The organism is Bacillus sp. ISL-34, from assembly GCF_018613325.1.
Lineage (GTDB): Bacteria > Bacillota > Bacilli > Bacillales > DSM-1321 > Peribacillus.
In genome coordinates this window covers 96,115-119,526 of record NZ_JAGGQJ010000031.1, presented here as the reverse complement: position 1 = coordinate 119,526, position 23,412 = coordinate 96,115, and the positions used below count along the sequence as shown (strand labels likewise).

Sequence of the window (23,412 nt, the reverse complement as noted above, 5' to 3'; positions counted from 1 at the left end):
CATATGGTAATTTTATTCATATTAGAAAATTTAATAAGGAGGGTTTTTATGTTAACACCAACCGTTGGGTATCTTATTCTATTTATTTTCGGTGTTATCTTTACAGGAATTACAGTTCTTATACATAGAATGGATTCCAAAAGAAATGGAAACACAATGACTGCAGAAAAATTCAACACTGCTGGTAGGAGTGTAGGTGTTGGATTAGCGAGTGCCTCCATTGTCGCTGCTTGGACTTGGGCTGCTACGTTAATGATGTCCTCATCTACAGGATATCAATATGGAATTAGTGGACCTTTTTGGTACGCTGCTGGTGCTACAATTCAAATTTTATTATTTGCCATTCTTACCATTCATTTAAAGCGAAAAGCTCCAAAAGCTCATACATTCTTAGAGTTCATCGCTCAGCGATTCGATAAGAAAAACCATCGACTTATGCTGGTCTTTGCCCTAGGAACAAATGTAATTGTAACCTCTATGATTATCCTCGGTGGAGCCATTACTATGCATCAATTAACAGGAATGAACTTATATCTTGCTGCTTTTCTTATCCCATTAACTTTTACCTTCTACACTATGATCGGTGGATTAAAAGCTTCTTTTATCGCAGACTACTTACATACCGTCATTTTATTTATTGTACTTGCTATCTTTGGAGTAGCTGTCTATTACAAATTTGGAATCACAAATATTTATGAAGGTTTACAGCATCTACCTGAATCTAAACAAATGCTAACTATGGCTTCTGTTCCTGGACTATTATTTGGAATTATTAATATTGTAGGGAATTTTGGAACTGTTTTCGTGGATCAAGCCTACTGGCAGCGAGCTATCGCAAGTACCGATAAAGCTGCTTCTAAAGCATATCTTTATGGAGGGCTTTCATGGTTTTCAATTCCATTCGCAATAGCTACTATTCTAGGAGTTAGTGCAGCTGGCTTAGGCATTTCTGTCGCGTCTCCGGATTCAATTGCTCCGGTTATGGCATCCCACATACTAGGACCAGTGGGCTCTCTTTTATTTATTATCATGTTATTTATGGCTGTTACTTCCGCCGGTTCTGCCGAACTTACGGCTGTAACTAACATTATTGTGACTGATATTTATCGACATTCAATTAATCCGACAGCAAGTAGTGAAAGACTATTGAAAATATCTCGTTTTATTACATTGGGTTTTGGATTAGCAATGGGGTTATTATCTATTTTACTATTCTATTTAGGAATCAGCCTCGGCTTCGTATATATGGCAATGGGTATATTTGTTAGTGCAGCCGTTATTCCAGTAACACTGGGATTAACATGGAAACGTGCAACAAATAAGGGAGCTTTTTATGGTACCTTATTAGGAATGATTGGTGGAGTATCTGTTTGGTTTAGTTCTGCCTATATCTTAACCGGTCATGTTACGATTGAATCTTTGGGTCAACTTTATCCTATGTTATGTGGAAATTTAGCTGTTTTTATTGTTAGTGGTATTATTTCAATTGGTCATAGTTTACTGTCTTCTGAGGAATTTGATTTTGAATCATTAAAAGGGAAATTTAAAAGCTTTGATGAAGAGAAAAATGAAGATTCAAGTCCAATCACAGAGGAGGAACTAGCTTGAAAGATCAACAATTAATTAAGGAGACTAAGTTATATACTCGATGGGCTCTTGGTTTGAGTCTAGCCTTAATTGTCATTTGGCCGGGAATCATGTTTTTAACAGGCTATGTATACAGTTTGAATTTTTTTAAAGGATGGGTTTGTTTAGCATTTGTATGGTTGGCTGTAGCAGCGCTTTTCATTACCATTCGACCAATGATAGAATTATATAAGGAATATAAAAAGTAAGTTCAACATTACTAATGGTATCTCTAGTAACTTTACTAAAAAGACAGCAAATATTATTTTTGACTGTCTTTTTAGTTTGATATGCCTGTATAGAATACACACAATTATCCGAGGTTAGTAATCGAGGGGCATTGCTGCCCCTAACTCCTCTAAGAACCGTACGTGAGCCTTTCAACTCATACGGCTCAAGCCTTCTTTTTATCCGAATTACATAACTTATTTAACACAAGGTTTATGTACTAACTTATTTCTTGTTCCTTTAGGGTTTTCTAAGATAGACAATAACTATTTCCCCATTTTGAAGAGTGTGTATACACAACGCACAACCGTATCCTTGTTTCCTTGCAATTTTCATACATGTTAGAAGGAGCCAGATCTGTAGCTACATCTGGTTTTACAGGTGGGATGGAATTATATTTTTCATAAATCCCAATAACGATTTAAATAATGCATTGTCTTCAGATTTTAGCTTTGCCATAATATCTTGCCTAAAACCTGGTGCTGATTTAATGTGAAAGTCATATTTTATGTTGATTAAATGGCAAATCGCATCAATTAGAGTAGAGTACCTCATATAATAGCCATCCATATAAAAATCAAACCAATATTTATGAGCATCATGCTTTTCTTCCATATGCGGAAACAGCTTATATTTTCCGTTGTTTTCTTCAATAAACCATTCACTATCTGGAATACCTTTGTCGTAATAATACTTCATTAAAATATAATTATTGATAAGGTCAAATACTTTGTTGTTATATGGGGTACCGCCACATCGCCATCAAGTTAAAATTTTATAACTCCCCCAGAACGAAATTTTGGACTTTCTTGTAACAAAGAAGCTCATTTTATCGTTTTGGGGTTGCCTTGTTTTCTTAGCTTGATAGGCATGTGACGATACCCCTACTTAGGATATCTCCTGCCGGGACCCCAAAAATAACTAATGAAGAACTTCATCAAAAACACGAAAAACACCCTGGAAGCATCCAGAGTGTTTTTCGTGTTTTTGATCATATTTTGAATGTCTTTGTCTTTGAATTGAAATCTTTTTTTAGCTTCTTATATCGTTAAAATCTATCAATCTTTTTATATCCTTTTTGCAGATCCATATAAATGTCCATTTTTACTTCCACCTACATATGTTTCAACTGTTCCTGATTTCATTGTAACCCCTGCCCATTTTATTCCAAATACAGCTTCGTAATACAAGCGTGAGTAAACTTCAGAATATGTCTGACTTCCTACAACTTCTTTTCTTGCTTTACCCAAAGTAGGTTTCGTGATATTTAAAGTCGATCCCCAGAAATGTCTATTATAATCTCCATCTTGAGTAGCTACAGAAACACTCTTACCATTGTAATTAAATGAACCTTGGGCCCATAGAGTAAACATTTTGCCACCAAAAGCGTTATAAGCAATCCCAGTAGTTCTTTCTTTCTTTGTCACTTTTTGGGCAGAAGCAAGTGCACCAATTTTAGAAGAATTTGATAAAGCGTTATTATTTTCATCGATAGTTTTCGTTTCTAAAATAAATACACCACCAGTTTCACCGACATAGACACCAACTTCACCTTTGTTATGTTTAAATTTAATGAAGCTATCTTCATCGTTCTGTGTAACTTCTTTTTCTTTTTCACTCATAAACTCATTAAGATTAAGTGTACCTTCAATTTCTTCTACTTGATCCGGAAACACATCTTCTAAAGATAAATCTTTATCTTTTATAATTTCTTTTGGAGCTGGGTTTTTTTTATAATATTTATCAATTGTCTTTTCTACATTTTCTAAAGTAGGATTTACTTTTTGTAAATCTTCAAGAAGATTTATAGTTTCCTCCTTACTTTTTAGGATATACTCTCTAGCTTCATCGATCTTGTCATTTTGTGGTTCAGGGGTCTCAGCATTAGCAAAAGAAGCAGAAACACCTCCTACCATAACAAGGGTCATCATTGACATACATACTTTTTTAAACATAAATAGCCTCCTAGTTTTTAACATACTATTATTGTATAAATCAAAGAACTTAAAAAATCTTACTTTTATGTAAAATAAAGTAAGATTCGGATGGATGATGTACTATTTTGTTATTAATTGTTTTGTTGTTTTTTTGTGTAATAATAATAAGCAAGATAACCAATTAAAAAGATTAGTGCCGCTAATGCTCCAAGGAAGATTGCTGGTAATAAAAAAGATGTTTTCTCAATTACAAAATAAAGAATAAAAGCACTTATAAAATACAGGGAAAGAAAAATCATAATTTTTCGATACATTTAAGTGCCTCCTTTGGTCAAAAGATTTTAGAATGAAATTTATTATTTTAATGGAAGTTTTATCTTTTATAAACCAACCTACCATAGCCTTAAAATCCACAATAAAATCCCTTTCATTTACAATTTTGATTAATTCTTACTATAACACAACTTCTAATAGGAGTCCTACCATATGCCCGAGTCCAAAATTTCGTTCTGGGGGTACTACAAAACTTTAAATTGATGGCAATGTGGCGGTACCCCTAAAATGATCTTTGTAAATTTCTTTATAAGTAGCTGGTTTGACCAGTGAAATAAGAGGGGTGGAATATTCATCAATCGTCAAAAAATGATTTCCTATCCGTAAATCAATAGAAGCTGGTTGTAGTTGGGATGGTGTAATTGGTTCAATGATAAGCTCTTTCTCTTTTATTTTCTTTAAGATTGTTTTACTAGACTGAATCACAATAGTTGTACCTCCCGAATCAGCATTTCTTCACAATCTTTATAGTGATATTAGCATAAATATCCAAAAAAAATCATCTCACCTCTAAGAAACCTATAGAGGTGAGATGATTTTAATCAAACTTTTTTACAAATTATCAATCTTTATTATAAATAATCAAACTTTTTTACAAAGCTACACCTCACCCCTTATAGACAAGCACGATGGTTTATATTGGAAAAAGATAAGAATGGTATTGTATCATGAAAAGAGATTGAGTAATTTATATATTATTGGAAAGGGGAATGAAAGTTGATGAATGTATTAATGATAAACTTTCCAGCTGAGGGCCATGTTAATCCGACTCTTGGTGTAGTAAAAGCTTTAATTGATCGTGGAGATTCTGTTCATTACGTAACCACTGATGAATTTAAAGAGAGAATTGAAGGTTTGGGTGCGAATGTATATCTTCATCCAAATCATTTAAAGGGATTCACACCTCAAAAAGTCATTAGTATCCATGAATTTATGCAAGTCCATTTAAAACTTTCCTATGATATTTTGGCTGTTGTTCAAGAATTAGCTGATTCCATCCCATTTGATTATGTGTATCATGATTCGTTTGGTGCGGGACTTCTGGTCAAAGACTATTTAAACATTCCTTCAATCTCTTCATCATCTTCCTTCGCTATTCCTCAGGAGCAATTCCTGAAAATGCTAGAAAGTAGCAGGGGTCTTCCTCTAAATCCATCACCGGAAATGGAGAAAGAAAATTCGACTATAACGGAACGGATCCAGGAACGTTTCGGTGTTAAGGTAAAGCACCACTTCCAATTTATGATGAATACTTCTGATTTGAATATTGTCTATACAAGCAGAGAGTTTCAACCAGGTGGAGAATATATGGATGATTCATATGTATTTATCGGTCCTTCCATCACGAAACGGGTGCAAACACATGATTTTCCGTTAGAGGAACTGAAAGACCAGAAAGTACTGTATATTTCAATGGGTACCGTATTGCAAGGATTTGAATCTTTCTTTCAAACCTGTGTAGAGGCTTTTAGAAACTTTGAGGGGAAAGTCATATTTTCAGTGGGCTTAGCTACTGATTTAGCCAAGCTGCAGCCTTTGCCGGAAAACTTCATTGTACGTAGATATTTACCGCAGCTTGAAGTTTTAAAGCATACGGACGTATTCATTACTCATGGAGGAATGAATAGTACGAGCGAGGCTCTCTATTATGAAGTGCCCCTTGTCGTCATCCCCCAGACCTCAGATCAGCCTATGATCGCTAATCGATTAGAGGAACTTCAAGCCGGGTTTAGAATTGATCCACATGAAGTAAGCATAGAAAAGCTACAAGAATCCGTTCAACAGGTATTGTCCAATCCTGCTTATCGGGAAAATGCTAAGAAGTTGAGCAATAGCTTTAAAAAAGCAGGTGGAGCAAAAGAAGCTCTAACGGCTATAGATGAGTACTTAAAAAAGGTAAGTTCGGGTATCTTCTAAGGCATATAAGGGGTACAGTCAGAAAAATGATCGATTGACATCTGTATCACTCCTAGAAGAGATTATCGAAGTAACAGGTCAATTGAATCATCAAAAGGATCTTCGTTGAAGATCCTTTTTCATTTCCTATAACGTCTCATTACAGTTAACTGGCATTGTATAGGATATTCAATGCCGTTAGAGAGGATATATGTGATTTATATCAAAGAGCTAAATTCCCAATATCATTTAAATTTTTGGGAATAGTTCAGGACGGCAACGATCCTCGGGGCTGTCCTGAACTATTCCCCATTAACACTTATGCTCCATCAGTGTAAGGATCTCTTTGGTCTACAGAACTTTTTTGTGAATCTTTTTCCGTCTCATCATTTTGATGCTTTGAAACAAAGTTTGATTAAAAACTCCTCATAAACCCGTATTTTTCGGTAAATAAGAAGAAGCCATTTCGAAAAAAGATTGATCAAAATGGATTCTTATCTAGCAGTTTTAAGTTATGGTTTTATAAAAAAGTTTAATCATTTTCTACTTTCGATCTTCAACAATCGCGCCCGATAGTTGAAGAAGGTTCTAGAAACATCTCTAATTGGTATTCGTCTAATATTGGTTTGACCTGTCTAAAATAATCCTTGTTCATATTTATTTGAAAAGCTTTTTGTTCAGGTAAAATCAAAGCTGCCTGCCACTTTAGAATTCCTCTGTCACGGATTGTCATATGAACATCTCCATTCATTCTATAATTTATATTAGAGAACGAACGTTCTTAATAATACACAAAAATTTTCACCTAACTTCCACATTTCATTTTTCTTTTCCAAAATAAAAACACCGCGGGAAACGGTGTTTAAAACGGATCGTTAAGTTCGGGGTTAAAGCCTTAAGTAGGCAAATTAATTATTGTCACAAGAGGGGTACCCCGAAGTCTTTTAAGTGGTTTCAACAGCAACAACATCATTTAGCTTACGGTATCTTTATGCAAAGTATTCGAAGCTTCTTTAAAGTAGGTATTATCTAATTCGAAACCAATAAAGTTCTGGTTTAGATTTATAGCAGCTTGTCCTGTTGACCCAGAACCCATAAAACGATCTAATACTGTTTCACCTTTATTAGAATGAGTTGCAATTATTTTTTCGAGAACAGCAACTGGCTTTTGACAAGGATGAAACCTCACTTTTCCAATAACTATAGGTGCTTCATTAGAAGCCCTATCATAATAAGAATTAAACGTTCTTTTTGTCCCTTTAGTATAGGAAATAAAATATTCTCTTGAGTTTGACAAATAATTTACTTTCGCATTAATTGGGAACGGATTGGTTTTCTCCCAAATTCCTATTCTTTGTAGTTCAACATCAGCTTTTCTGCAACTTTTTTATATATCACTTATTTTAATAATTTCGTAAAAAATAACCATAGTTCCACCTGGAATTAGTACTCTTTTAAATACTTATGGCTTCGATGATAAAAATCCCCTCTTTTTTGACGACTTTTCCTTTTACTTTTATTGCTTTCATTTTTCCCACCAAAAAACAAAAGATGATGAATTACTTGAAAACCGACTATTACGAATATATTTGTTAAGTATAAAAAATCAAATAAACTGATCATGCCTTTTATAAGCAAAAACTATGCAAAAAAAGGTAAGAGCATATAAGTGCTCTTACCTCCCTTAAATTTTTCCCTTTTACTCTTCCTTGCCTGCTGCCATATTCATGCTTGCTTCAACATTCTCCTGGCTGATGGTGGTAAATGGTAAATTTCGTTTTCCTGAGAAATTCTCAAGCAAGTCTTTGACATCAATTCCCGAAGATGCCTTTAATGACTCCTGCAAGGATGCCATTAAATCCGTTGCATACCCAGTCACTTTATTAGCCCCGCCATTCGCACCGCTACCGCCTGTATCCACTACAGTGATCTTGTCGATATTACTAAGCGGGCTTGCCACTTGTTTTGCATATTCCGGCAGCATTTTCAAAATCATGTCCATTACGGCCGCCTGCCCAAACTGTTCAAAGGCTTCAGCAATCTTCTGCTTGGCTTCTGCCTCTGCTACCCCTTTTAACCGGATGATTTCCGCCTCAGTCGTACCTTGTGCCCTTTGTGCGTCCGCTTTAGCAAGACCGTCCATACGAACACGTTCCGCTTCCGCTTTCGCCATGGCTTCAATTTTATACTTATCGGCATCCGCTTCTGTAATCTGTTTCATCTTGTTAGCGGAGGCTGCCTGCTCTACCGCATAACGGTCGGCATCCGCTTTTTTCTTCACTTCTGAATCATATTGCTTTTCCCGGCGAAGGATTTCTTTTTCCTCCAGCTCAATTTGCTTCTGACGTTCAATGATCCTGATTTGCATTTCCTGTTCTGTTACATCCTGTTTAGATCTGGCCGTTTCAAGATCGTAAGCTTGGTCAGCTCGTGCTTTGGCAATATCCTGTTCACGCCGGAATTCCGCAACCTTAAGCTTGTTGATTTTTTCAGCTTCAGCTATTTCGGTTGCCCTTTCAAGTTCGGCACGCTGGGCTTCCTTCGAAGCTTCGGCCCGCTTGATTCGCGTTTCTTTCTCTGCATCGGCGGTAGCTATATCGGCATCCCGCTTCACCTGGGCAATCCTTGGCTTTCCGAGCGATTCAAGATATCCATTTTTATCCCGAACATCTTTAATGGTGAACGATACGATAATGAGTCCCATTTTAGCTAAATCCTGCGAGGCTACCCTCTGTACTTCCTGGGAAAACTTTTCACGGTTTTTATAAATTTCCTCGACTGTCATCGAACCAAGGATGGAACGAAGATGTCCCTCCAAGACTTCCCGCGCTTCCTGTTCACGGTCATCTTTTGATTTACCCAGGAATTGCTCTGCCGCTGTGGCGATATCGGTGATTGAACCGCCAATCTTGATGATCGATACACCATCAGCCATGACAGGAACCCCTTGTTCCGTATATACTTCGGGAGTTGAGACCTCAAGCTTGCTTGACAACAAGCTTAGTGGTTCCGCTTGCTGGAAAACCGGGAGAACGAAAGCACCCCCGCCGCGGACGATTTTAATTTTATTTCCTGATTCGTCGATGTGAACATTTTTGCTTCCTAAGTAGCTTCCGGTCACGATCAATGCCTCATCAGGTCCAGCCGTGCGGTATTTCGTAATAAAGACAGCAATAAGTGCGATAAGTAAAAATGCAACAATGGCGACAACAATCCAAATCAAATCAAACATACCCTACCTCCTACCCTTTTTTTAATCCTGGTGGGGCATAACATAGACAACCCCATTTTTAACTTCGATGATCAAGACCTTTGTATCAGAAACAATTCCTTCATTCTTATAACTGGCCGCAGTTTTCGCGATGCTTCCGCTGATGCTTTCAATCAGGACTTCCCCAAACCCGTCAACCGGGATTGATGTCAGAACCCTGCCGACCCTCCCTCTCAGGTCATTATCATGAAATGTCAAACTTTCTTCCGCTGATGAGATGGGAATCAAAACAAATACATTCAGTAAAGTGACGATGGTAAACGAAATAAGCAGGGAAATGCATGCACTCAATCCAGCATTTAGTCCTGAAAGCGATTCAAGCAAAAACCCACTCGCAAAAAACACGGTCAAAAAGCTAAAAATGAGAGTTGGATTAAATATATCCGGTAATTCAAGGCCGGAAAATATATCATTAAACATGATAAATAAGAATGTTAGCCCCCCGAATATAATTAATCCATATAAATAGACTGTTTCTAATGGAACCCCAAATAACTCCATCTTTTTCATCCTTTAAATTCGATTTTTCCATGCCGCTTACTACTTCCTGGGATAAGCGTTTTACCAACATTGATAATATCTGGTTATAATCCCCTCCATTTACTTTGATTACCATTCATACGAATGACGCATTCAAAAAGTTTCATTTATTTTGAAGTTTTGGATTTTACACTTGTTTTTACTTACAAACCTTGTCATCTAAAAATACGATTACTTAAATAAAATTCATAATATCATTGACAGTGTTTACTTAACATATTAAAATTCTTTATATGTTAACTCGTTACATAACCAGGTTTACATTAGGGGGAAGCACGATGAAGGAACGTCATGAGAAGTTAAGAATGATGATTGTTACAGCTTTATTTGCAGCACTTATAGGAATACTTGCCCAAATTACAATTCCACTGCCCTTAGTACCGATTACAGGACAGACTCTAGCTGTTGGATTGGCAGCTACGATACTGGGTTCACGTTATGGAACCTCTTCCGTTTTATTATACTTGTTCATAGGAGCAGCGGGAGTACCGGTATTCGCTGAAATGTCAGGGGGCCTAGCTAAGATATTCGGTCCGACTGGCGGTTATTTATTATCCTATATCCCGACAGTGTATATAACGGGTTTGATATTGGAAAAAACGCGTTTCTCAGTTGCAATGGCTTTCCTTGCAAATACAATCGGGATGATACTTACTTTGGTCATCGGTACGGTTTGGTTAAAATATATGAGTTCATTATCTTGGCCAGTGGCATTTGCCAGCGGTTTTGCTCCATTTATAATCGTAGGCGTTTTAAAGGCATTCCTTGCATCTTGGCTTGGCATTACAATCCGTTCAAGGTTAGCGTCGGCTAATATGCTGCCAAAAAAAAGTGCTCCACTTTCCCAATGATGGGTAAATGAAAGAGAGGGTACCCTTGTGGTACCCTCTCTTTCATTTATATTCAAATTTCCAAACATAAAAAAAAAGACTCTTAAAAAGAATCTTTTTTACAAGTATTTATTGCGGTCCTATCCCCATAAGTCCGAATATGAATAGCAAATGTATATTATCCCCTTTGCTAACCGTAATCATTTTACTATAGTAACAGTAATTTGACAACTATTGAGGACACATTGAACATGCTGCCATTTTTTTACTTAAGGAAGATTATAGTAACGGATTTGGTTACTTATTATTCACTTTATATTCTTTTTTCGTACCATCATCGAAAACGACCTCTAAATCGAATTCTTGATAATCATCTTTCAAATTAAAAGTTTTTGTCACTTCTTGGATGACTTCCTCATCTGATGAATCTTTGGTGAATGTCAATTTTTCTAAAATCGGGGTCAATTCTTTCATTGCTTCATCACCGTGAACCTCATGTTTGTTAAGTTTGTCCTCGATCGAAGCTTCTGTTTGAGCTCCCATGGTATCATATTCAGCTTCGTATTCGTTATCATTGCCTGCATAATCCACTTCTAATTGAAAATCCTTATAAGTGAAAGGCAGTTTTTCATTATTATCCGTTCCAGTTTCAGGATTATTTTCCGCTTGATTTTCATTTTCCTGAACCGGCGGGTTTTTCACTTCATCGTTTTCTTCGCCGCATCCAGCCAAAACAAGCATAGCCGCAAACGGGACTGATAATATTTTGATTGATCTTCTCATTAGTTTTTCCTCCTTTAGTTTTGTATACGTAATTATTTCCTAATAGGGGTCATTTAAAACCTCAAGAATCTCTCAAATACATCAAATCAACCAAGTGATCATAGTGGAAGGATATAAAACAATACCGCAAAAAAGTGTGTGACAGATCCCCCAAGCACAAACACATGCCAAACCGCGTGATGAAACGGAAAACCGCGCCAAACATAAAAGATGGCTCCAAACGTATAAAGCAATCCCCCTGCAATCAATAATTGGATACCAGCTGAAGGCATCGTTGCTGTAAGCGGTCCCCAAACGATAACGATCATCCACCCCATTGCAATATAGAGAATCGTCGAAAGGAAGAGGAATTTTTTAACATAGAAAGCTTTGAAGACGACGCCAATGATTGCAACTCCCCAAATTATACCTAGCAGTGTCCAGCCGAGTGACCCTTGGATCACAAGAAGCATGATGGGCGTGTATGTTCCAGCAATGAATATATATATGGCTGAATGATCAAAGATTTCAAATATATCCTTCGTTTTTCCCTCTGGAAAACTATGCACCAAAGTGGAAGAAACATATAAAAGAAGCATGGAAACACCATAAATGACTGCAATGACTACATGCCAAGGCGATCCTGTCTGGGCTGAGAATATGATTAAAAACACAAGTGCGGCAATACTTAACAAAGCGCCGATACCGTGGGTTATCGCATTGACCAATTCTTCTTTTTTTGTATAAACATGTGTATTAGCCATGTTACAGCTCCTTAATTCCGGATTAATTTTTTTTCTATTCACCTAAAGTATACACCAGATCTTCCATGCGATATAGAAAAGTGAATATTAACTTGATTAATACCCGCTAATTAGATTAATATCTAATTAGATAATAATCTAATTAGAAAGGGGGATTAAAGTGCAATTAGAAAAATTGGTCGCTTTCCACAAAACGATTGGTGATGTGACCAGGATCAAGATTATATCCATCCTGGCAAATGGCCCAAAACACGGACAGGCACTTGCGGGAATATTAAAATTGACGGCCCCGACCATTTCACACCATTTAACGAAATTGAAGGACATTAATTTAGTGAAGGATCGCAGGGAAAAAAATACGGTATATTATTTTTTGAATGTAGATGTTCTGAATCATTATTCATCAGCATTACCTAAAATGGTTTCAACTAAGGGGGACCCCAATAAAATGGATGATCAAAAGCTGAATTTGGAACACAAAAAGATCCTTGAAAACTTCTTTACCCCAGATGGCCGACTAAAAACAATACCAGCACAGAGAAAAAAGAAAATGATCATTCTTCATCATATTGGCAGCCTTCTGGAAAAGGGACGTAAATATCCAGAAAAAGAACTGAATGAATTCATACAGTCATTCCATGATGATTATGCAACGTTAAGGCGTGAGCTCATTATCGGAAGCATCATGTACCGTGAAAACAGCATTTATGAACTGAATCCCCGCGAGATGTGGGCTGACATCGTTTAACGGAAGTGTTCCAAAATAAAAAACCGGCCTCCCATTTGGAAAGCCGGTTCTTGAGATATAGTTTATATGGCAAAATGGTGACCGCCGATGATTTTGATTACCTCTAATTGTTTCATCCATTCGCTGTCCGAAATGCTAGGATTCCAAAAATACAATGCATCATTTGTGTAGCCATGAATCGCCAATGCTTCATTGACAGCTCTCTTGGCATCAGCTCCTGCTGCTTTGTTTATACTGCCATCAGCAACGGGCGAGAATTGGTTTTTTTGATAGATCACTTCCCGGACCGTATCAGGGAATTCATTGCTATCAAGGCGATTCAAAACAACTCCTGCCACCTCGACCTTTCCTCTGTATGGTTCCCCTTTGGCTTCTGCATGTACAAGCCTTGCTAATATTTCTTTATCTTTTTCATTCATTACATGTGGAATAATCAATGTTTTACCAGGCTCGGCGACATTATTTACATTATTATTGACTTCTTTCAACTTACCGATTGGAATACCGTGCTGCTTGGCAATATCCCAAATCGATTCACCTTGTTTAATGACATGTTTGGTTGCTCCATCAGAAGCTTTACTGGTCGTTCCCTTAGGAAAAGCTATCCCAAGTACGATGACACTTAGAGTCATTATCACGGTTATTAATACTGATAATTTCATCTTGTAACCTCCTCGTTAAGCATCTTCCTAGGATAACAGACCATATGTGAGAAAACAGTGCTAAATTTTTTCCAAGGAAATGAAGGAAAAATTTTCACGGGTCTATTAACTTCGAAATTTTAATGATTCCCATTCTTCCCGTAGCATTCCCATTCTGATTGAATCATAATAATAACCTTCATGATAACGGCATTTTCTCATCCTTCCCTCTACTTGCATGCCTACCTTTTCTCCAACTGCGATCATACGTTCATTACCTGACCATGTCGTAAGCCCAACGCGCTCAATCTCCATTTTTTCGAATAAATAGCCTATGAACAACATTAACGCTTCTGTTCCGTAACCACCGTTCCAATACTTGGGCTCAAAAATCGTAATTCCGATTTCAAGCCAACGTGAAGGTTCATGTTCCCAGTAATATACAACAGAGCCTATTATTTGATCGTTTTTTTCCATTAATAGCTCAGAGTAAGCCCCCATTTTCTCATCATAGTTTCTGTGCTTCGTTTCTTTAGCGATATACGTATGGAAATCAATGAGTTCTAGAGGATAATAAGGTGCATCCCACTTTTTCCAATCTGGATCGGCTTCTCCATATTTCAGGCTCCATAAACGTTTTAAATCGGCTTGTTTAACATTCCTCAATGCCACTTTGCTTCCTTCTATCCAAACATCGTCCAATCCGCGCTTCCTCCCACTTCATCCCCATTTTACCGTTCGACACATAATTTAATAAAATATTGCCTTTCTCTGGGACCATCGAATTCACAAAAATATACCCCCTGCCAAGTACCAAGGATTAAGCTCCCTTTATGGATGATCACCTGTTGTGAAGAACCAACCGTACTTGATTTCAAATGGGCCGCCGTGTTTCCTTCCATATGTAAATCCAATGTATGATTCCATGGGTATTGCTCATCCAGTCTTCTTAGCATATCCTTTTTGACATCGGGATCAGCATTTTCATTGATCGTGATTCCTGCTGTCGTATGTGGACAATATATAAGAGCTATCCCCTCTTGAATCCCATTTTCCTTGATGAAGGCCTGTACTTCTGTAGTAATATCAATCATATCATCCCTTTTCGTCGTTTTTAAGGTGTTTTTCTTCAGCATATACGTTCACTCCTTTGTTCATTTTAATATTCCTTTACCCATAAACATTACATTCATGCTTTCATGAACAATTCTAAATTAAAATATAAGAAAATCTTATCGATATCAATTAAAAAATAGCCTATTCTTATTGATTTTTTTATTTTAAAATTGTATTTATAAGGAATCAGGAGGAGTGGTAAGATGAGCTTCATTTTTAAGTCAATCGACCATTACCAATTAGCATCTCCCAAAAATACCGAGGACCAATCAAGGAAGTTTTTCACTGAGATATTATTTTTCCGGGAGGTAAATAGAATCGGGATCGATCAAAATTCATGTCGGAACGGAGGATAATTTCATTCCCGCGAGAAAAGCCCATCCAGCACTTGAAGTTGAAAATCTTGATGATTTTAAACAACATCTGATTACTAAGCATATTCCTTTACAGATGACGAGAGGCTGTCCGGGTCGAACCGCAAATATTTATCCGATCCCTTCGGCAACCGGATCGAAATTTTGGAATGGATATAATAAAAAGCGGGTCCATTTAGGTGGACCCGCTTTTGTAGTACATTTATTTTTGTTTCTTTTTCCAGAACCCCAATATTAAAGCGGTAATGAGGGCTCCTATTAAAATCGCCAGCAAATAGCGGAAAGGATGGTTGACTAGAGGGATGACAAATATTCCCCCATGCGGCGCTGGCAAAGTTACATTAAAAGCCATTGACAGGGCTCCTGCCGTCGCTGCCCCTATAACACTGCTGACGATAACGCGCAATGGATCCGCCGCTGCAAAAGGAATCGCTCCCTCTGTAATGAATGAAGCACCCATGAAGTAATTAGTGAATCCGGATTTCCTTTCCATTTCACTGAATTTACTTTTAAAGAATGTAGTTGCAAATGCGATTCCAAGAGGAGGAACCATTCCACCAGCCATTACTGCAGCATGCGGACCGAAACTTGATGCCTCAATGGCTGCAATCCCAAAAGTGAATGCTGCCTTATTTAAAGGTCCGCCCATATCCACAGCCATCATGCCCCCAAGAATCAAACCAAGGAATATTGCGTTCGTGCCGGATAAGCCCTGCAGCCAATTGGTCAGGCCTGTGTTAATTGCTGTTACTGGTTCATTTACAAGAAATATCATGATAAACCCTGTAATTAACATCCCGAATACAGGATAAAGTAAAACCGGTTTAATGCCATCGAGTGTTTGCGGTAACCTGGAAAACAACTTTCGTAAAAGTAAGACGACATAACCTGCAAGGAAACCCGCGATCAGTCCGCCAAGAAAACCGGCATTAGCCTGTGCTGCCAATAATCCCCCTACCATACCAGGGGCAAAACCTGGACGGTCGGCTATACTTGAAGCAATGAATCCAGCGAGGATAGGGACAAGTAAGAAGAAGGCACCATTCCCTCCGCCAATATCACTTAATGCTTTGGCAATGGGATTATAATCCGGATTTGCCGGATCGGCTGCCTCGATTCCAAAAAAGAACGAAAGCGCAATCAAGATTCCGCCTCCGACGACAAATGGAAGCATATTACTTACACCATTCATTAAGTGCTTGTAAATCCCCAATCCTCCTTTTGCTGAATCACCTTCATCACTTTTATCATTCCCAGTTCCTTTGTAAACAGGTGCATCCTGATTCAATGCTCTGGTTAACAGCTCCTCGGTCTTCCGGATCCCATGGGCAACAGGGACAATAATGACATGTTTTCCATTAAAACGATCCATTTCCACCTGCTTATCAGCTGCCACAATAATCGCATCCGCCTCATCAATTTCTGCGGCGGTTAAACCATTTTTGATTCCTGTGGAACCATTTGTTTCCACTTTGAAATCGATTCCCAATTCCTTCGCTTTGGCCTTTAACGCATCGGCAGCCATATAAGTATGGGCAATTCCTGTTGGACAAGCGGTAACGGCAAGGATTTTACCTCCTTTATTGTTACCACTGGCAGCATTACTTGATTGCTGCTCTTCTCTTTCTTCTTCATCGGCCTCCATTTCTTTTTGATTGATAATTTCTAACACTTCCTCACCAGAAGAAGCAGAAATCAATCGTGCCCTGAATTTATCATCCATCAGTAACGAAGAAAGCCGGGAAAGGGTTTCCAAGTGATCAGCATTCGCTCCTTCACTTGCTGCAATCATAAAGAACAAATGAGCTGGCTGCCCATCAAGCGATTCATAATCCACACCACTGACCGATTTTCCGAAACAGATGGCAGGTATCTTCACAGCATTTGTTTTTGCGTGCGGTATGGCTATCCCTTCACCAATCCCTGTTGTGCTTTGCTCTTCACGTTTTAAGATGGCAGCTTTGAATCCCTCCACATCGTTTAACCTGTCTGCCTCGGCTAACTTTCCTGATAGTTCATCAATGACTGCTTGCTTTGTAACACTTTGCAGATTGATTATGATTGTATCCAATTTTAACAAGTCTGTAATTTTCATAGAGTCAGCCTCCTGTTAGTTGATTGATAGCAATTTGCGGTAATAACTCTTCAATTTTATCCAATGTACCGAGATCGGCTGAAAAGGCTGTAGCACTTCCTGCGGCAAGACTGAATCGGAAAGCAGATAGAATATCCCCTGTCCTTTCATATGTCCCGATGAAACCTGCGACCATGGAATCACCAGCACCCACTGAGTTGATGACGTTCCCTTTTGGAACATTTGCGGAATATGACTCTCCACCGGAGCAAAGCACGGCCCCCTGTCCAGCCATTGAAACAATAACATTTTGTGCTCCTGCTTCAACCAATTTAGCGCCATATTCTCTAGCATCATCAACCGTTCTTATTTCGGCGGAAAAAAGCTCAGCCAATTCATGGTGATTGGGCTTTATTAAAAATGGCCGGTGTGGAAGGACATTCAGTAATCCCTTGCCACTCGTATCCACCACCACTTTAATGCCGTTATGGGAACAAGACCTTGCCATGGTTTCGTATACATCCGAAGGAACGCTTGGAGGGATGCTTCCTGACAAAATGAGGATATCATTATTATTCAACTGTTCAATCTGGCTAAATAATTGTTGATAATTCCCTTTTGAAATGACTGGCCCTTGGCTATTTATTTCGGTCTCCAGCCCTGTTTTCAATTTAATGTTTATTCTTGTATCTCCAGCTATCTCGGTAAAGTCCGTGAAAATCTCTTCCTGTCTTAAAAACCTTTTTACATATTCACCTGTTTGTCCACCGATGAATCCTAAAGCTGTCGTACTATTTCCCAGCCTTTTAAGCACTCGGGAAACATTGATCCCTTTCCCTCCAGGGAATTTTGCATCATAACTGGCTCGATTCACCTTGCCCATTTGAAAACTTTCCACCTCGACCAGGTAATCGATGGATGGATTGAGTGTCACTGTATAAATCATTAAATGGTCACGACCTTTACCTTTGGATTTTTATGAAGTTGAGCAACTGCCTCTTCATCATTGCTGTCAGTAAGGATAATGGCATCGCTTACATCTGCCACCTTAGCGAAAGTAGCTTCATTCAGTTTTGAACTGTCAGCAAGCACGTAGGTTTCGTTAGAGAGACGTAATGCCATCTTCTTCAGTAGAGCTTCTTCCGGGTCAGGTGTTGTGAAACCCAGATCTTGGTGGATACCGTTCATTCCCAAGAAACATTTATCAAAACGGTATTCATTCAAAAACTGTACTGCATTACTTCCTATAACCGCATTTGTCGAGAATTTTATCGTTCCGCCAACTAACACTGTTTTGATTTCCAATTCGATGAGTTTTGGAATATGCATAAGACCATTTGTCAGCACCGTTATATTTTTATCCTTTAAATAAGGAATCATTTCCGCAGTTGTCGTGCCTGCATCAAGATATATACAATCATTTTTCTCTATGAATGAAGCCGCCAGCTTTGCTATAAGTTGTTTTTCAGCTCTTGCTTTGTTTTGCTTTTCCATAGTTGTTGGTTCAAGGCCTTTTCTTTGAAGTAAAGAGGCCCCGCCATGCACGCGTTTCAAGAGCTTCATTTCTTCGAGTTGCACTAAATCTCTCCGAATGGTCGACTCCGAGGCTTGTAACTGATCTACAAGCTCCTGCAGCTTTACCGTTCCTTGTTCTTTTAGGATCGATAAGATGAACTGATGCCTTTCAGTTGTCAACAATTCGCCCACCTCACTTTAATATCATCATATATGAAAACGACGGAATAATCAATCACAAACGTTTAAAAATACTCAAATTCATTCAAAAAACCTTCAAAAACATTCAATTTTAATAGAGATAACCTTTCTTGAATCCCAATATCTCTTTTTCTATGAAAATATCCTTTCAATTCTTCACACAAAAAAACCCCCATGTCATGATGACAGGGGGGTTTCGTATTATTTTATTAGCCTTGAAGTAAAAGTTGTTCTGGATCTTCCAGCATATCTTTGATAGCCACTAAGAAACCAACAGCTTCTTTTCCGTCTACAATACGGTGATCATAAGATAATGCAAGGTACATCATTGGTCTGTTTTCGATTTGATCTCCAACAGCGATTGGACGAGTCTTGATTGTATGCATGCCCAAGATCCCAACTTGAGGGGCATTCAAGATTGGTGTAGATAATAGGGAACCGAAAGTCCCTCCGTTTGTGATGGTAAAAGTACCACCTGATAAATCTGAAAGTCCCAGTTTGTTGTTACGCGCTTTAACAGCTAAATCCGAAATGTTCTTCTCGATTTCAGCAAAGCTTTTGCGGTCAGCATCCCTTACTACCGGAACGACAAGACCTTCATCAGTGGATACAGCTACACCGATATCATAAAAGTTCTTTTTCAGGATATGGTCGCCTTGGATTTCAGCATTCAATAACGGATATTTTTTCAATGCGCCAATGACCGCTTTAGTGAAGAATGACATGAAACCAAGTTTAACGTCATTTGTTTTCACGAAAGAATCCTTATGGCGGTTACGCAATTCCATGACTGCAGAAAGATCGACTTCGTTAAAAGTAGTAAGCATGGCTGCTTCGGATTGTACTTGAACTAGACGTTTGGCAATGGTTTGACGACGGCGTGTCATCTTAACCACTTCAATGCGGTCATCATTCACTTCAACAGGAGCGGCTGCTTGTTTAGCTGCAGGTGCTTGTTTTGGAGCTGCCGCAGGTGCTGCAGGAGCTGCAGGTGCATTGCTTGCTGCTTCTACGTCTTGTACACGTACACGACCTAGTGGATCGGCTACAGGCACTTGAGTCAAGTCAATTCCTTTTTCGCGAGCCAATTTCCTTGCAGCTGGTGAAGCAATAACTTGTTGAGTGGATGATGCTTCCTTCGCTTCTGCTTTAGGAGCCTCTTTAGCAGGAGCCGCTTGTTCAGCCTTAGCTGGTTCTGCTTTAGCTTCTTCAACCTTAGGAGCTTCCGCTTTTGGAGCTGCTGCACCTGATCCATTTTCATCAACGATGGCGATAGCCTGTCCAACTTGGACAGTATCGCCTTCTTCTGCTAAATGTTCAGAAAGTGTACCGGTATAATCTGAAATGATTTCTACGTTCACTTTATCCGTTTCAAGTTCAAGGACATATTCTCCTTTTTCAACGTGATCACCGGGTTGTTTTAACCATTGCGCAATAGATCCTTCAGAAATTGATTCTGCTAATTCAGGTACTTTTACTTCAGCCATTTTATTTCTCCCCCTCATTATTGCGTGTAATTGCTTGAGTCATAATCCGTTGTTGTTCATTTTTATGGACAAGTGGATCTCCCTCAGCCGGGCTTGATCTGCGCTTCCTTCCTATATATGTTACTGAAAGATTGCCAGGCGCCGCTGCATTTAGGCGAGGTTCAACAAATGTCCAAGCACCCATGTTTTTAGGTTCTTCTTGAGCCCAGAAGATTTCTTTAAGATTTGTATATTTTTTCAGGGCTTCTTGAACTCCAGTGAATGGGAATGGATAAATTTCTTCGATACTGATGATTTGCAACCAATCCGTATTTTTTTCAGTTGCCGCTTTTTCACGAAGTTCAACCGCCAATTTACCTGATGCAAAAACAATGCGTTCAACCGATTTAGGTTTTTTGCCCAAAGCTTTGGTTTCTACGAATGATTCAAAAGAGCCTTCACTGAATTCTTCTGCTGTAGAAGCCATCACTTGATTACGAAGCATACTCTTCGGTGTCATGATGACAAGCGGACGTACTTGCTCTTGATCCAAAATCTTAGCTTGTCTTCTAAGGATATGGAAGTATTGAGCTGCCGAACTTAAGTTGGCAACTGTCCAGTTGTTTTCAGCCGCTAATTGAAGGAAACGTTCCAGGCGTGCACTTGAGTGCTCTGGCCCTTGTCCTTCATAACCGTGTGGAAGCAGCATGACAAGACCTGATTTTTGACCCCATTTTGCACGGCCTGCCGCGATGAATTGGTCAAAGATAACTTGTGCTGTATTAGCGAAGTCACCAAATTGCCCTTCCCATAATACAAGTGTCTCAGGTGCAAATACATTATAACCATATTCATAAGCCAGAACTGCCGTTTCAGTAAGCGGGCTGTTATGAACAGCGAATGAAGCTTTGGCAGTTTCAAGTGTGTGAAGTGGTGAATATGTTTTTCCATTAACACTATCATGTAACATGATATTACGTTGTGCGAATGTTCCACGCTCTGAATCTTGTCCTGTCAAACGGATTGGAGTACCGTCACTCAATATGGATGCAAATGCCAATGTCTCGGCATGAGCCCAATCAATTTTTCCGTCAGCACCAAAGGAATCCAAGCGACGTGATAAAATCTTTCCTAATTTTTTATTAGGAGTGAATCCTTCCGGCCACTTAACAAGTTCTTCGTTAATTGTAACAAGTTCTTGTTTCGGAACTGCCGTTTCAATGGCTGGAAGTCCTTTTTCAATAATCCCAGGAGGATTACACTCTTTAGAAGCTTCCGGTTTATTTCCGGAAATTTTTGCATATGCATCTGCAAGCCTTGTATCCACTTGCTCAGCAATAGCTTTAACCTCAGCTTCGGTGAACTCACCAGATTCAATAAGTTTTTTACCATAAAGCTCTTTAACGGTAGGGTGCTTATGAATTAATGCATACATTTCAGGTTGAGTCACCAATGGCTCATCCATTTCGTTATGGCCGAAACGTCTGTAACCGATCAGGTCAATCAAGAAATCCTTGTTGTATTTTTCACGATATAGGTTAGCAAGGTTCACAGCAGCCATACATGCTTCCGGATCATCTGCATTCACATGCACGATCGGCACTTCAAAGCCTTTTGCCAAATCACTAGCATATAGGGTTGAACGTGAATCTTCACTTTCCGTTGTAAAACCGATCATGTTATTGGCGATGATATGGATGGCGCCGCCAACTTGATAACCGCGTAAACGGCTTAAGTTAAACGTTTCAGGTACAATTCCTTCACCTGGGAATGCTGCATCACCATGAATCAGGATTGCAAGAGATTTGGAAATGTCTTGAACAGGGAATCCTTTTTCTGAACGGTCTTCTTGTGCCGCACGAGAATACCCTTCCACGATTGGACCGACTACTTCCAAGTGACTTGGGTTATTGGCAAGTGTAATCCTTGCTTTTTGTATGTTAGCTTTAGTAATCTGTTTATCCAGACCTAAATGGTATTTAACATCACCGGTCCATCCATTGTTAATGCCTGTTGAACCTTCGGAAGGAACCAAATCTTTATTAGGTGAATGTTGGAATTCAGAGAAAATGACCTCATAAGGCTTTCCTAATACATGTGCAAGCACATTCAAACGTCCTCGGTGAGCCATGGCAATATTCACATTCCCCGTTCCGTTTTGAACAGTTTGTGAAATCATTTCATCTAAGATCGGAACCAAAGCATCCAGTCCTTCAATAGAGAAACGTTTTTGCCCTACATATGTGCGGTGTAGGAATTTCTCGAAGCCTTCTACTTCATTCAATCGTTTAAGTAAAAGTTCTTTTTTCTCTTTAGCCACTTCCGGGAACATGTTTCCGGATTCGACCATATCAGTAAGCCATTGCTTTTCATCCAAGTCATTAACATGGTGAAATTCAAAGGCTATCGTTTTTGTATAGAGTTGTTTTAGGTATTGTACGGCTTCGTATCCGTCTTTCACGTCTTCCGGTGATTCCGGGCAAATAAAGTCAGCCGGTATTTTCCTTAAATCATCTGCAGTCAAGCCATATTTTTCAAAGTGAATTTGTTCAGTGTCCAGAGCTTCTTCTTTTAAAGGATAAATATTTGCAGCAAGATGTCCGTATGCACGGATATTTTCAGCTAACTTTACTGCAGACATAATTTTCTTCATTGAAAGAACTTCTCCAGTTTGTACAGTTGGTGCACTTCCAGTCGTTGTTTCTGCCGATACATCGAATGAAGGAGGACCAGATACTTCAAAAAAGTTTTTCAGTTCCGGATCCACTTCTTCCGGGTTGGCTAGAAATAAATCGTATTGCTCCATGACATACCCAAGGTTTGGACCTGAAAAAGCTTTCCATTGGTCGTATACCTTAGAATCATTGATGGTCATTTTGTAAACCCCCAAATTTTTCTCATAATTTTTTTCATTTCGTTTTATCCATCCCCAAATTTCTTTCTTCTAAATTTTCCCCAAATATATGATATATATAAGATATATAATAAATAACTTTGGTTATTGAATAATAAAATTTTAAAGGATAAAACGTTTTCAGATGTTATATTAACATGTTTTTGTCGAAATATCCAAAGGTTATCCCACTTTAT

The 23,412-nt window shown here is 38.7% G+C and carries 21 protein-coding genes and 2 pseudogenes; 5 read left to right on the top strand and 18 right to left on the bottom strand.

What is annotated here, in order from left to right:
* Positions 1-48 precede the first annotated feature (48 nt).
* Together J7E52_RS20995 and J7E52_RS20990 are read left to right on the top strand one after the other, a co-directional pair.
* Positions 49-1,608: a sodium:solute symporter family protein gene (locus J7E52_RS20995; protein WP_214750377.1), complete on the top strand. Its 1,560-nt coding sequence runs from the start codon at positions 49-51 to the stop codon at positions 1,606-1,608.
* Positions 1,605-1,835 carry a hypothetical protein gene (locus J7E52_RS20990; protein ID WP_214750376.1) on the top strand — a complete coding sequence of 77 codons (231 nt, stop codon included), beginning with the start codon at positions 1,605-1,607 and terminating at the stop codon, positions 1,833-1,835. Before J7E52_RS20995 ends, J7E52_RS20990 begins: the two co-directional genes overlap by 4 nt.
* 394 nt (positions 1,836-2,229) lie before the next feature.
* On the opposite strand, the pseudogene J7E52_RS20985 reads toward J7E52_RS20990, so the two are convergent.
* From J7E52_RS20985 to J7E52_RS20970, 4 genes and pseudogenes are all read right to left on the bottom strand, one after another.
* Positions 2,230-2,580 (bottom strand): annotated as a pseudogene (locus J7E52_RS20985) (Cthe_2314 family HEPN domain-containing protein); the annotation flags it as partial.
* A 341-nt stretch (positions 2,581-2,921) separates the two neighbouring features.
* Positions 2,922-3,809 carry a hypothetical protein gene (locus tag J7E52_RS20980; RefSeq protein ID WP_214750374.1) on the bottom strand — a complete coding sequence of 296 codons (888 nt, stop codon included), beginning with the start codon at positions 3,807-3,809 and terminating at the stop codon, positions 2,922-2,924.
* A 113-nt stretch (positions 3,810-3,922) separates the two neighbouring features.
* The gene (locus tag J7E52_RS20975) at positions 3,923-4,105 is read right to left on the bottom strand and encodes a hypothetical protein (protein ID WP_100533861.1); all 183 of its coding nucleotides are present in this window, start codon (positions 4,103-4,105) and stop codon (positions 3,923-3,925) included.
* A 214-nt stretch (positions 4,106-4,319) separates the two neighbouring features.
* Complete coding sequence (locus J7E52_RS20970) at positions 4,320-4,550, bottom strand: dCTP deaminase domain-containing protein (RefSeq protein ID WP_214750373.1); 231 nt, start codon at positions 4,548-4,550, stop codon at positions 4,320-4,322.
* Between the two features lie 294 nt (positions 4,551-4,844).
* On the opposite strand from J7E52_RS20970, the gene J7E52_RS20965 reads away from it, so the two are divergent.
* Positions 4,845-6,041: a macrolide family glycosyltransferase gene (locus J7E52_RS20965; RefSeq protein WP_309476921.1), complete on the top strand. Its 1,197-nt coding sequence runs from the start codon at positions 4,845-4,847 to the stop codon at positions 6,039-6,041.
* 535 nt (positions 6,042-6,576) lie between these two features.
* Here J7E52_RS20965 and J7E52_RS20960 read toward each other — a convergent pair.
* The 4 genes and pseudogenes from J7E52_RS20960 to J7E52_RS20945 form a co-directional block, all read right to left on the bottom strand.
* A complete protein-coding gene (locus tag J7E52_RS20960; RefSeq protein ID WP_214750371.1) occupies positions 6,577-6,753 on the bottom strand; it encodes a hypothetical protein in 177 nt (58 codons plus the stop codon).
* 240 nt (positions 6,754-6,993) lie between these two features.
* Positions 6,994-7,377 (bottom strand): annotated as a pseudogene (locus J7E52_RS20955) (DNA-methyltransferase); the annotation flags it as partial.
* Between the two features lie 342 nt (positions 7,378-7,719).
* Positions 7,720-9,252, bottom strand: a complete 1,533-nt coding sequence (locus J7E52_RS20950) for a flotillin lipid rafts scaffold protein FloT (protein ID WP_214750369.1) — start codon at positions 9,250-9,252, stop codon at positions 7,720-7,722.
* Positions 9,253-9,273: 21 nt separating this feature from the next.
* Positions 9,274-9,792, bottom strand: coding sequence for an NfeD family protein (locus tag J7E52_RS20945; RefSeq protein WP_214750368.1), 519 nt, complete (start codon positions 9,790-9,792; stop codon positions 9,274-9,276).
* Positions 9,793-10,109: 317 nt separating this feature from the next.
* On the opposite strand from J7E52_RS20945, the gene J7E52_RS20940 reads away from it, so the two are divergent.
* Complete coding sequence (locus tag J7E52_RS20940; RefSeq protein WP_286197968.1) at positions 10,110-10,682, top strand: biotin transporter BioY; 573 nt, start codon at positions 10,110-10,112, stop codon at positions 10,680-10,682.
* Between the two features lie 276 nt (positions 10,683-10,958).
* Here J7E52_RS20940 and J7E52_RS20935 read toward each other — a convergent pair whose 3' ends face one another.
* Positions 10,959-11,444 (bottom strand): YusW family protein, encoded by a 486-nt coding sequence (locus J7E52_RS20935; protein ID WP_214750367.1) that lies wholly within the window; start codon positions 11,442-11,444, stop codon positions 10,959-10,961.
* 98 nt (positions 11,445-11,542) lie between these two features.
* Positions 11,543-12,187: a PAQR family membrane homeostasis protein TrhA gene (gene trhA, locus J7E52_RS20930; protein WP_214750366.1), complete on the bottom strand. Its 645-nt coding sequence runs from the start codon at positions 12,185-12,187 to the stop codon at positions 11,543-11,545.
* A 160-nt stretch (positions 12,188-12,347) separates the two neighbouring features.
* Between trhA and J7E52_RS20925 the strand changes: the two genes are divergently transcribed.
* Complete coding sequence (locus tag J7E52_RS20925; RefSeq protein WP_214750365.1) at positions 12,348-12,935, top strand: DUF2087 domain-containing protein; 588 nt, start codon at positions 12,348-12,350, stop codon at positions 12,933-12,935.
* A gap of 62 nt (positions 12,936-12,997) precedes the next feature.
* On the opposite strand, the gene J7E52_RS20920 is transcribed toward J7E52_RS20925, so the two are convergent.
* From J7E52_RS20920 to J7E52_RS20885, 8 genes are all read right to left on the bottom strand, one after another.
* Positions 12,998-13,597: a cell wall hydrolase gene (locus tag J7E52_RS20920; protein ID WP_214750364.1), complete on the bottom strand. Its 600-nt coding sequence runs from the start codon at positions 13,595-13,597 to the stop codon at positions 12,998-13,000.
* A 105-nt stretch (positions 13,598-13,702) separates the two neighbouring features.
* Complete coding sequence (locus J7E52_RS20915; protein ID WP_214750363.1) at positions 13,703-14,278, bottom strand: GNAT family N-acetyltransferase; 576 nt, start codon at positions 14,276-14,278, stop codon at positions 13,703-13,705.
* A 29-nt stretch (positions 14,279-14,307) separates the two neighbouring features.
* Complete coding sequence (locus J7E52_RS20910; protein ID WP_214750362.1) at positions 14,308-14,712, bottom strand: secondary thiamine-phosphate synthase enzyme YjbQ; 405 nt, start codon at positions 14,710-14,712, stop codon at positions 14,308-14,310.
* A gap of 556 nt (positions 14,713-15,268) precedes the next feature.
* Complete coding sequence (locus J7E52_RS20905; RefSeq protein WP_214750361.1) at positions 15,269-17,161, bottom strand: PTS fructose transporter subunit IIABC; 1,893 nt, start codon at positions 17,159-17,161, stop codon at positions 15,269-15,271.
* Between the two features lie 4 nt (positions 17,162-17,165).
* Positions 17,166-18,086 (bottom strand): 1-phosphofructokinase, encoded by a 921-nt coding sequence (gene pfkB, locus J7E52_RS20900; protein ID WP_214750360.1) that lies wholly within the window; start codon positions 18,084-18,086, stop codon positions 17,166-17,168.
* The gene (locus J7E52_RS20895) at positions 18,086-18,838 is read right to left on the bottom strand and encodes a DeoR/GlpR family DNA-binding transcription regulator (protein ID WP_144479012.1); all 753 of its coding nucleotides are present in this window, start codon (positions 18,836-18,838) and stop codon (positions 18,086-18,088) included. The genes pfkB and J7E52_RS20895 overlap by 1 nt, the downstream gene beginning before the upstream one ends.
* A gap of 227 nt (positions 18,839-19,065) precedes the next feature.
* The gene (gene odhB / locus J7E52_RS20890; protein WP_214750359.1) at positions 19,066-20,343 is read right to left on the bottom strand and encodes a 2-oxoglutarate dehydrogenase complex dihydrolipoyllysine-residue succinyltransferase; all 1,278 of its coding nucleotides are present in this window, start codon (positions 20,341-20,343) and stop codon (positions 19,066-19,068) included.
* 1 nt (position 20,344) lies between these two features.
* Complete coding sequence (locus J7E52_RS20885; protein WP_214750358.1) at positions 20,345-23,197, bottom strand: 2-oxoglutarate dehydrogenase E1 component; 2,853 nt, start codon at positions 23,195-23,197, stop codon at positions 20,345-20,347.
* Between the last annotated feature and the right edge of the window lie 215 nt (positions 23,198-23,412).

What these genes read in the sequence shown, in the direction of transcription:
- J7E52_RS20920 (WP_214750364.1), bottom strand. Translation starts at nt 13,597, where the DNA reads ATGAAATTATCAGTATTAATAACCGTGATAATGACTCTAAGTGTCATC.
- J7E52_RS20995 (WP_214750377.1), top strand. Translation starts at nt 49, where the DNA reads ATGTTAACACCAACCGTTGGGTATCTTATTCTATTTATTTTCGGTGTT.
- J7E52_RS20965 (WP_309476921.1), top strand. Translation starts at nt 4,845, where the DNA reads ATGAATGTATTAATGATAAACTTTCCAGCTGAGGGCCATGTTAATCCG.
- odhB (WP_214750359.1), bottom strand. Translation starts at nt 20,343, where the DNA reads ATGGCTGAAGTAAAAGTACCTGAATTAGCAGAATCAATTTCTGAAGGA.
- J7E52_RS20980 (WP_214750374.1), bottom strand. Translation starts at nt 3,809, where the DNA reads ATGTTTAAAAAAGTATGTATGTCAATGATGACCCTTGTTATGGTAGGA.
- J7E52_RS20885 (WP_214750358.1), bottom strand. Translation starts at nt 23,197, where the DNA reads ATGACCATCAATGATTCTAAGGTATACGACCAATGGAAAGCTTTTTCA.
- J7E52_RS20910 (WP_214750362.1), bottom strand. Translation starts at nt 14,712, where the DNA reads ATGCTGAAGAAAAACACCTTAAAAACGACGAAAAGGGATGATATGATT.
- pfkB (WP_214750360.1), bottom strand. Translation starts at nt 18,086, where the DNA reads ATGATTTATACAGTGACACTCAATCCATCCATCGATTACCTGGTCGAG.
- J7E52_RS20940 (WP_286197968.1), top strand. Translation starts at nt 10,110, where the DNA reads ATGAAGGAACGTCATGAGAAGTTAAGAATGATGATTGTTACAGCTTTA.
- J7E52_RS20905 (WP_214750361.1), bottom strand. Translation starts at nt 17,161, where the DNA reads ATGAAAATTACAGACTTGTTAAAATTGGATACAATCATAATCAATCTG.
- J7E52_RS20960 (WP_214750371.1), bottom strand. Translation starts at nt 6,753, where the DNA reads ATGACAATCCGTGACAGAGGAATTCTAAAGTGGCAGGCAGCTTTGATT.
- J7E52_RS20950 (WP_214750369.1), bottom strand. Translation starts at nt 9,252, where the DNA reads ATGTTTGATTTGATTTGGATTGTTGTCGCCATTGTTGCATTTTTACTT.
- J7E52_RS20945 (WP_214750368.1), bottom strand. Translation starts at nt 9,792, where the DNA reads ATGGAGTTATTTGGGGTTCCATTAGAAACAGTCTATTTATATGGATTA.
- J7E52_RS20975 (WP_100533861.1), bottom strand. Translation starts at nt 4,105, where the DNA reads ATGTATCGAAAAATTATGATTTTTCTTTCCCTGTATTTTATAAGTGCT.
- trhA (WP_214750366.1), bottom strand. Translation starts at nt 12,187, where the DNA reads ATGGCTAATACACATGTTTATACAAAAAAAGAAGAATTGGTCAATGCG.
- J7E52_RS20935 (WP_214750367.1), bottom strand. Translation starts at nt 11,444, where the DNA reads ATGAGAAGATCAATCAAAATATTATCAGTCCCGTTTGCGGCTATGCTT.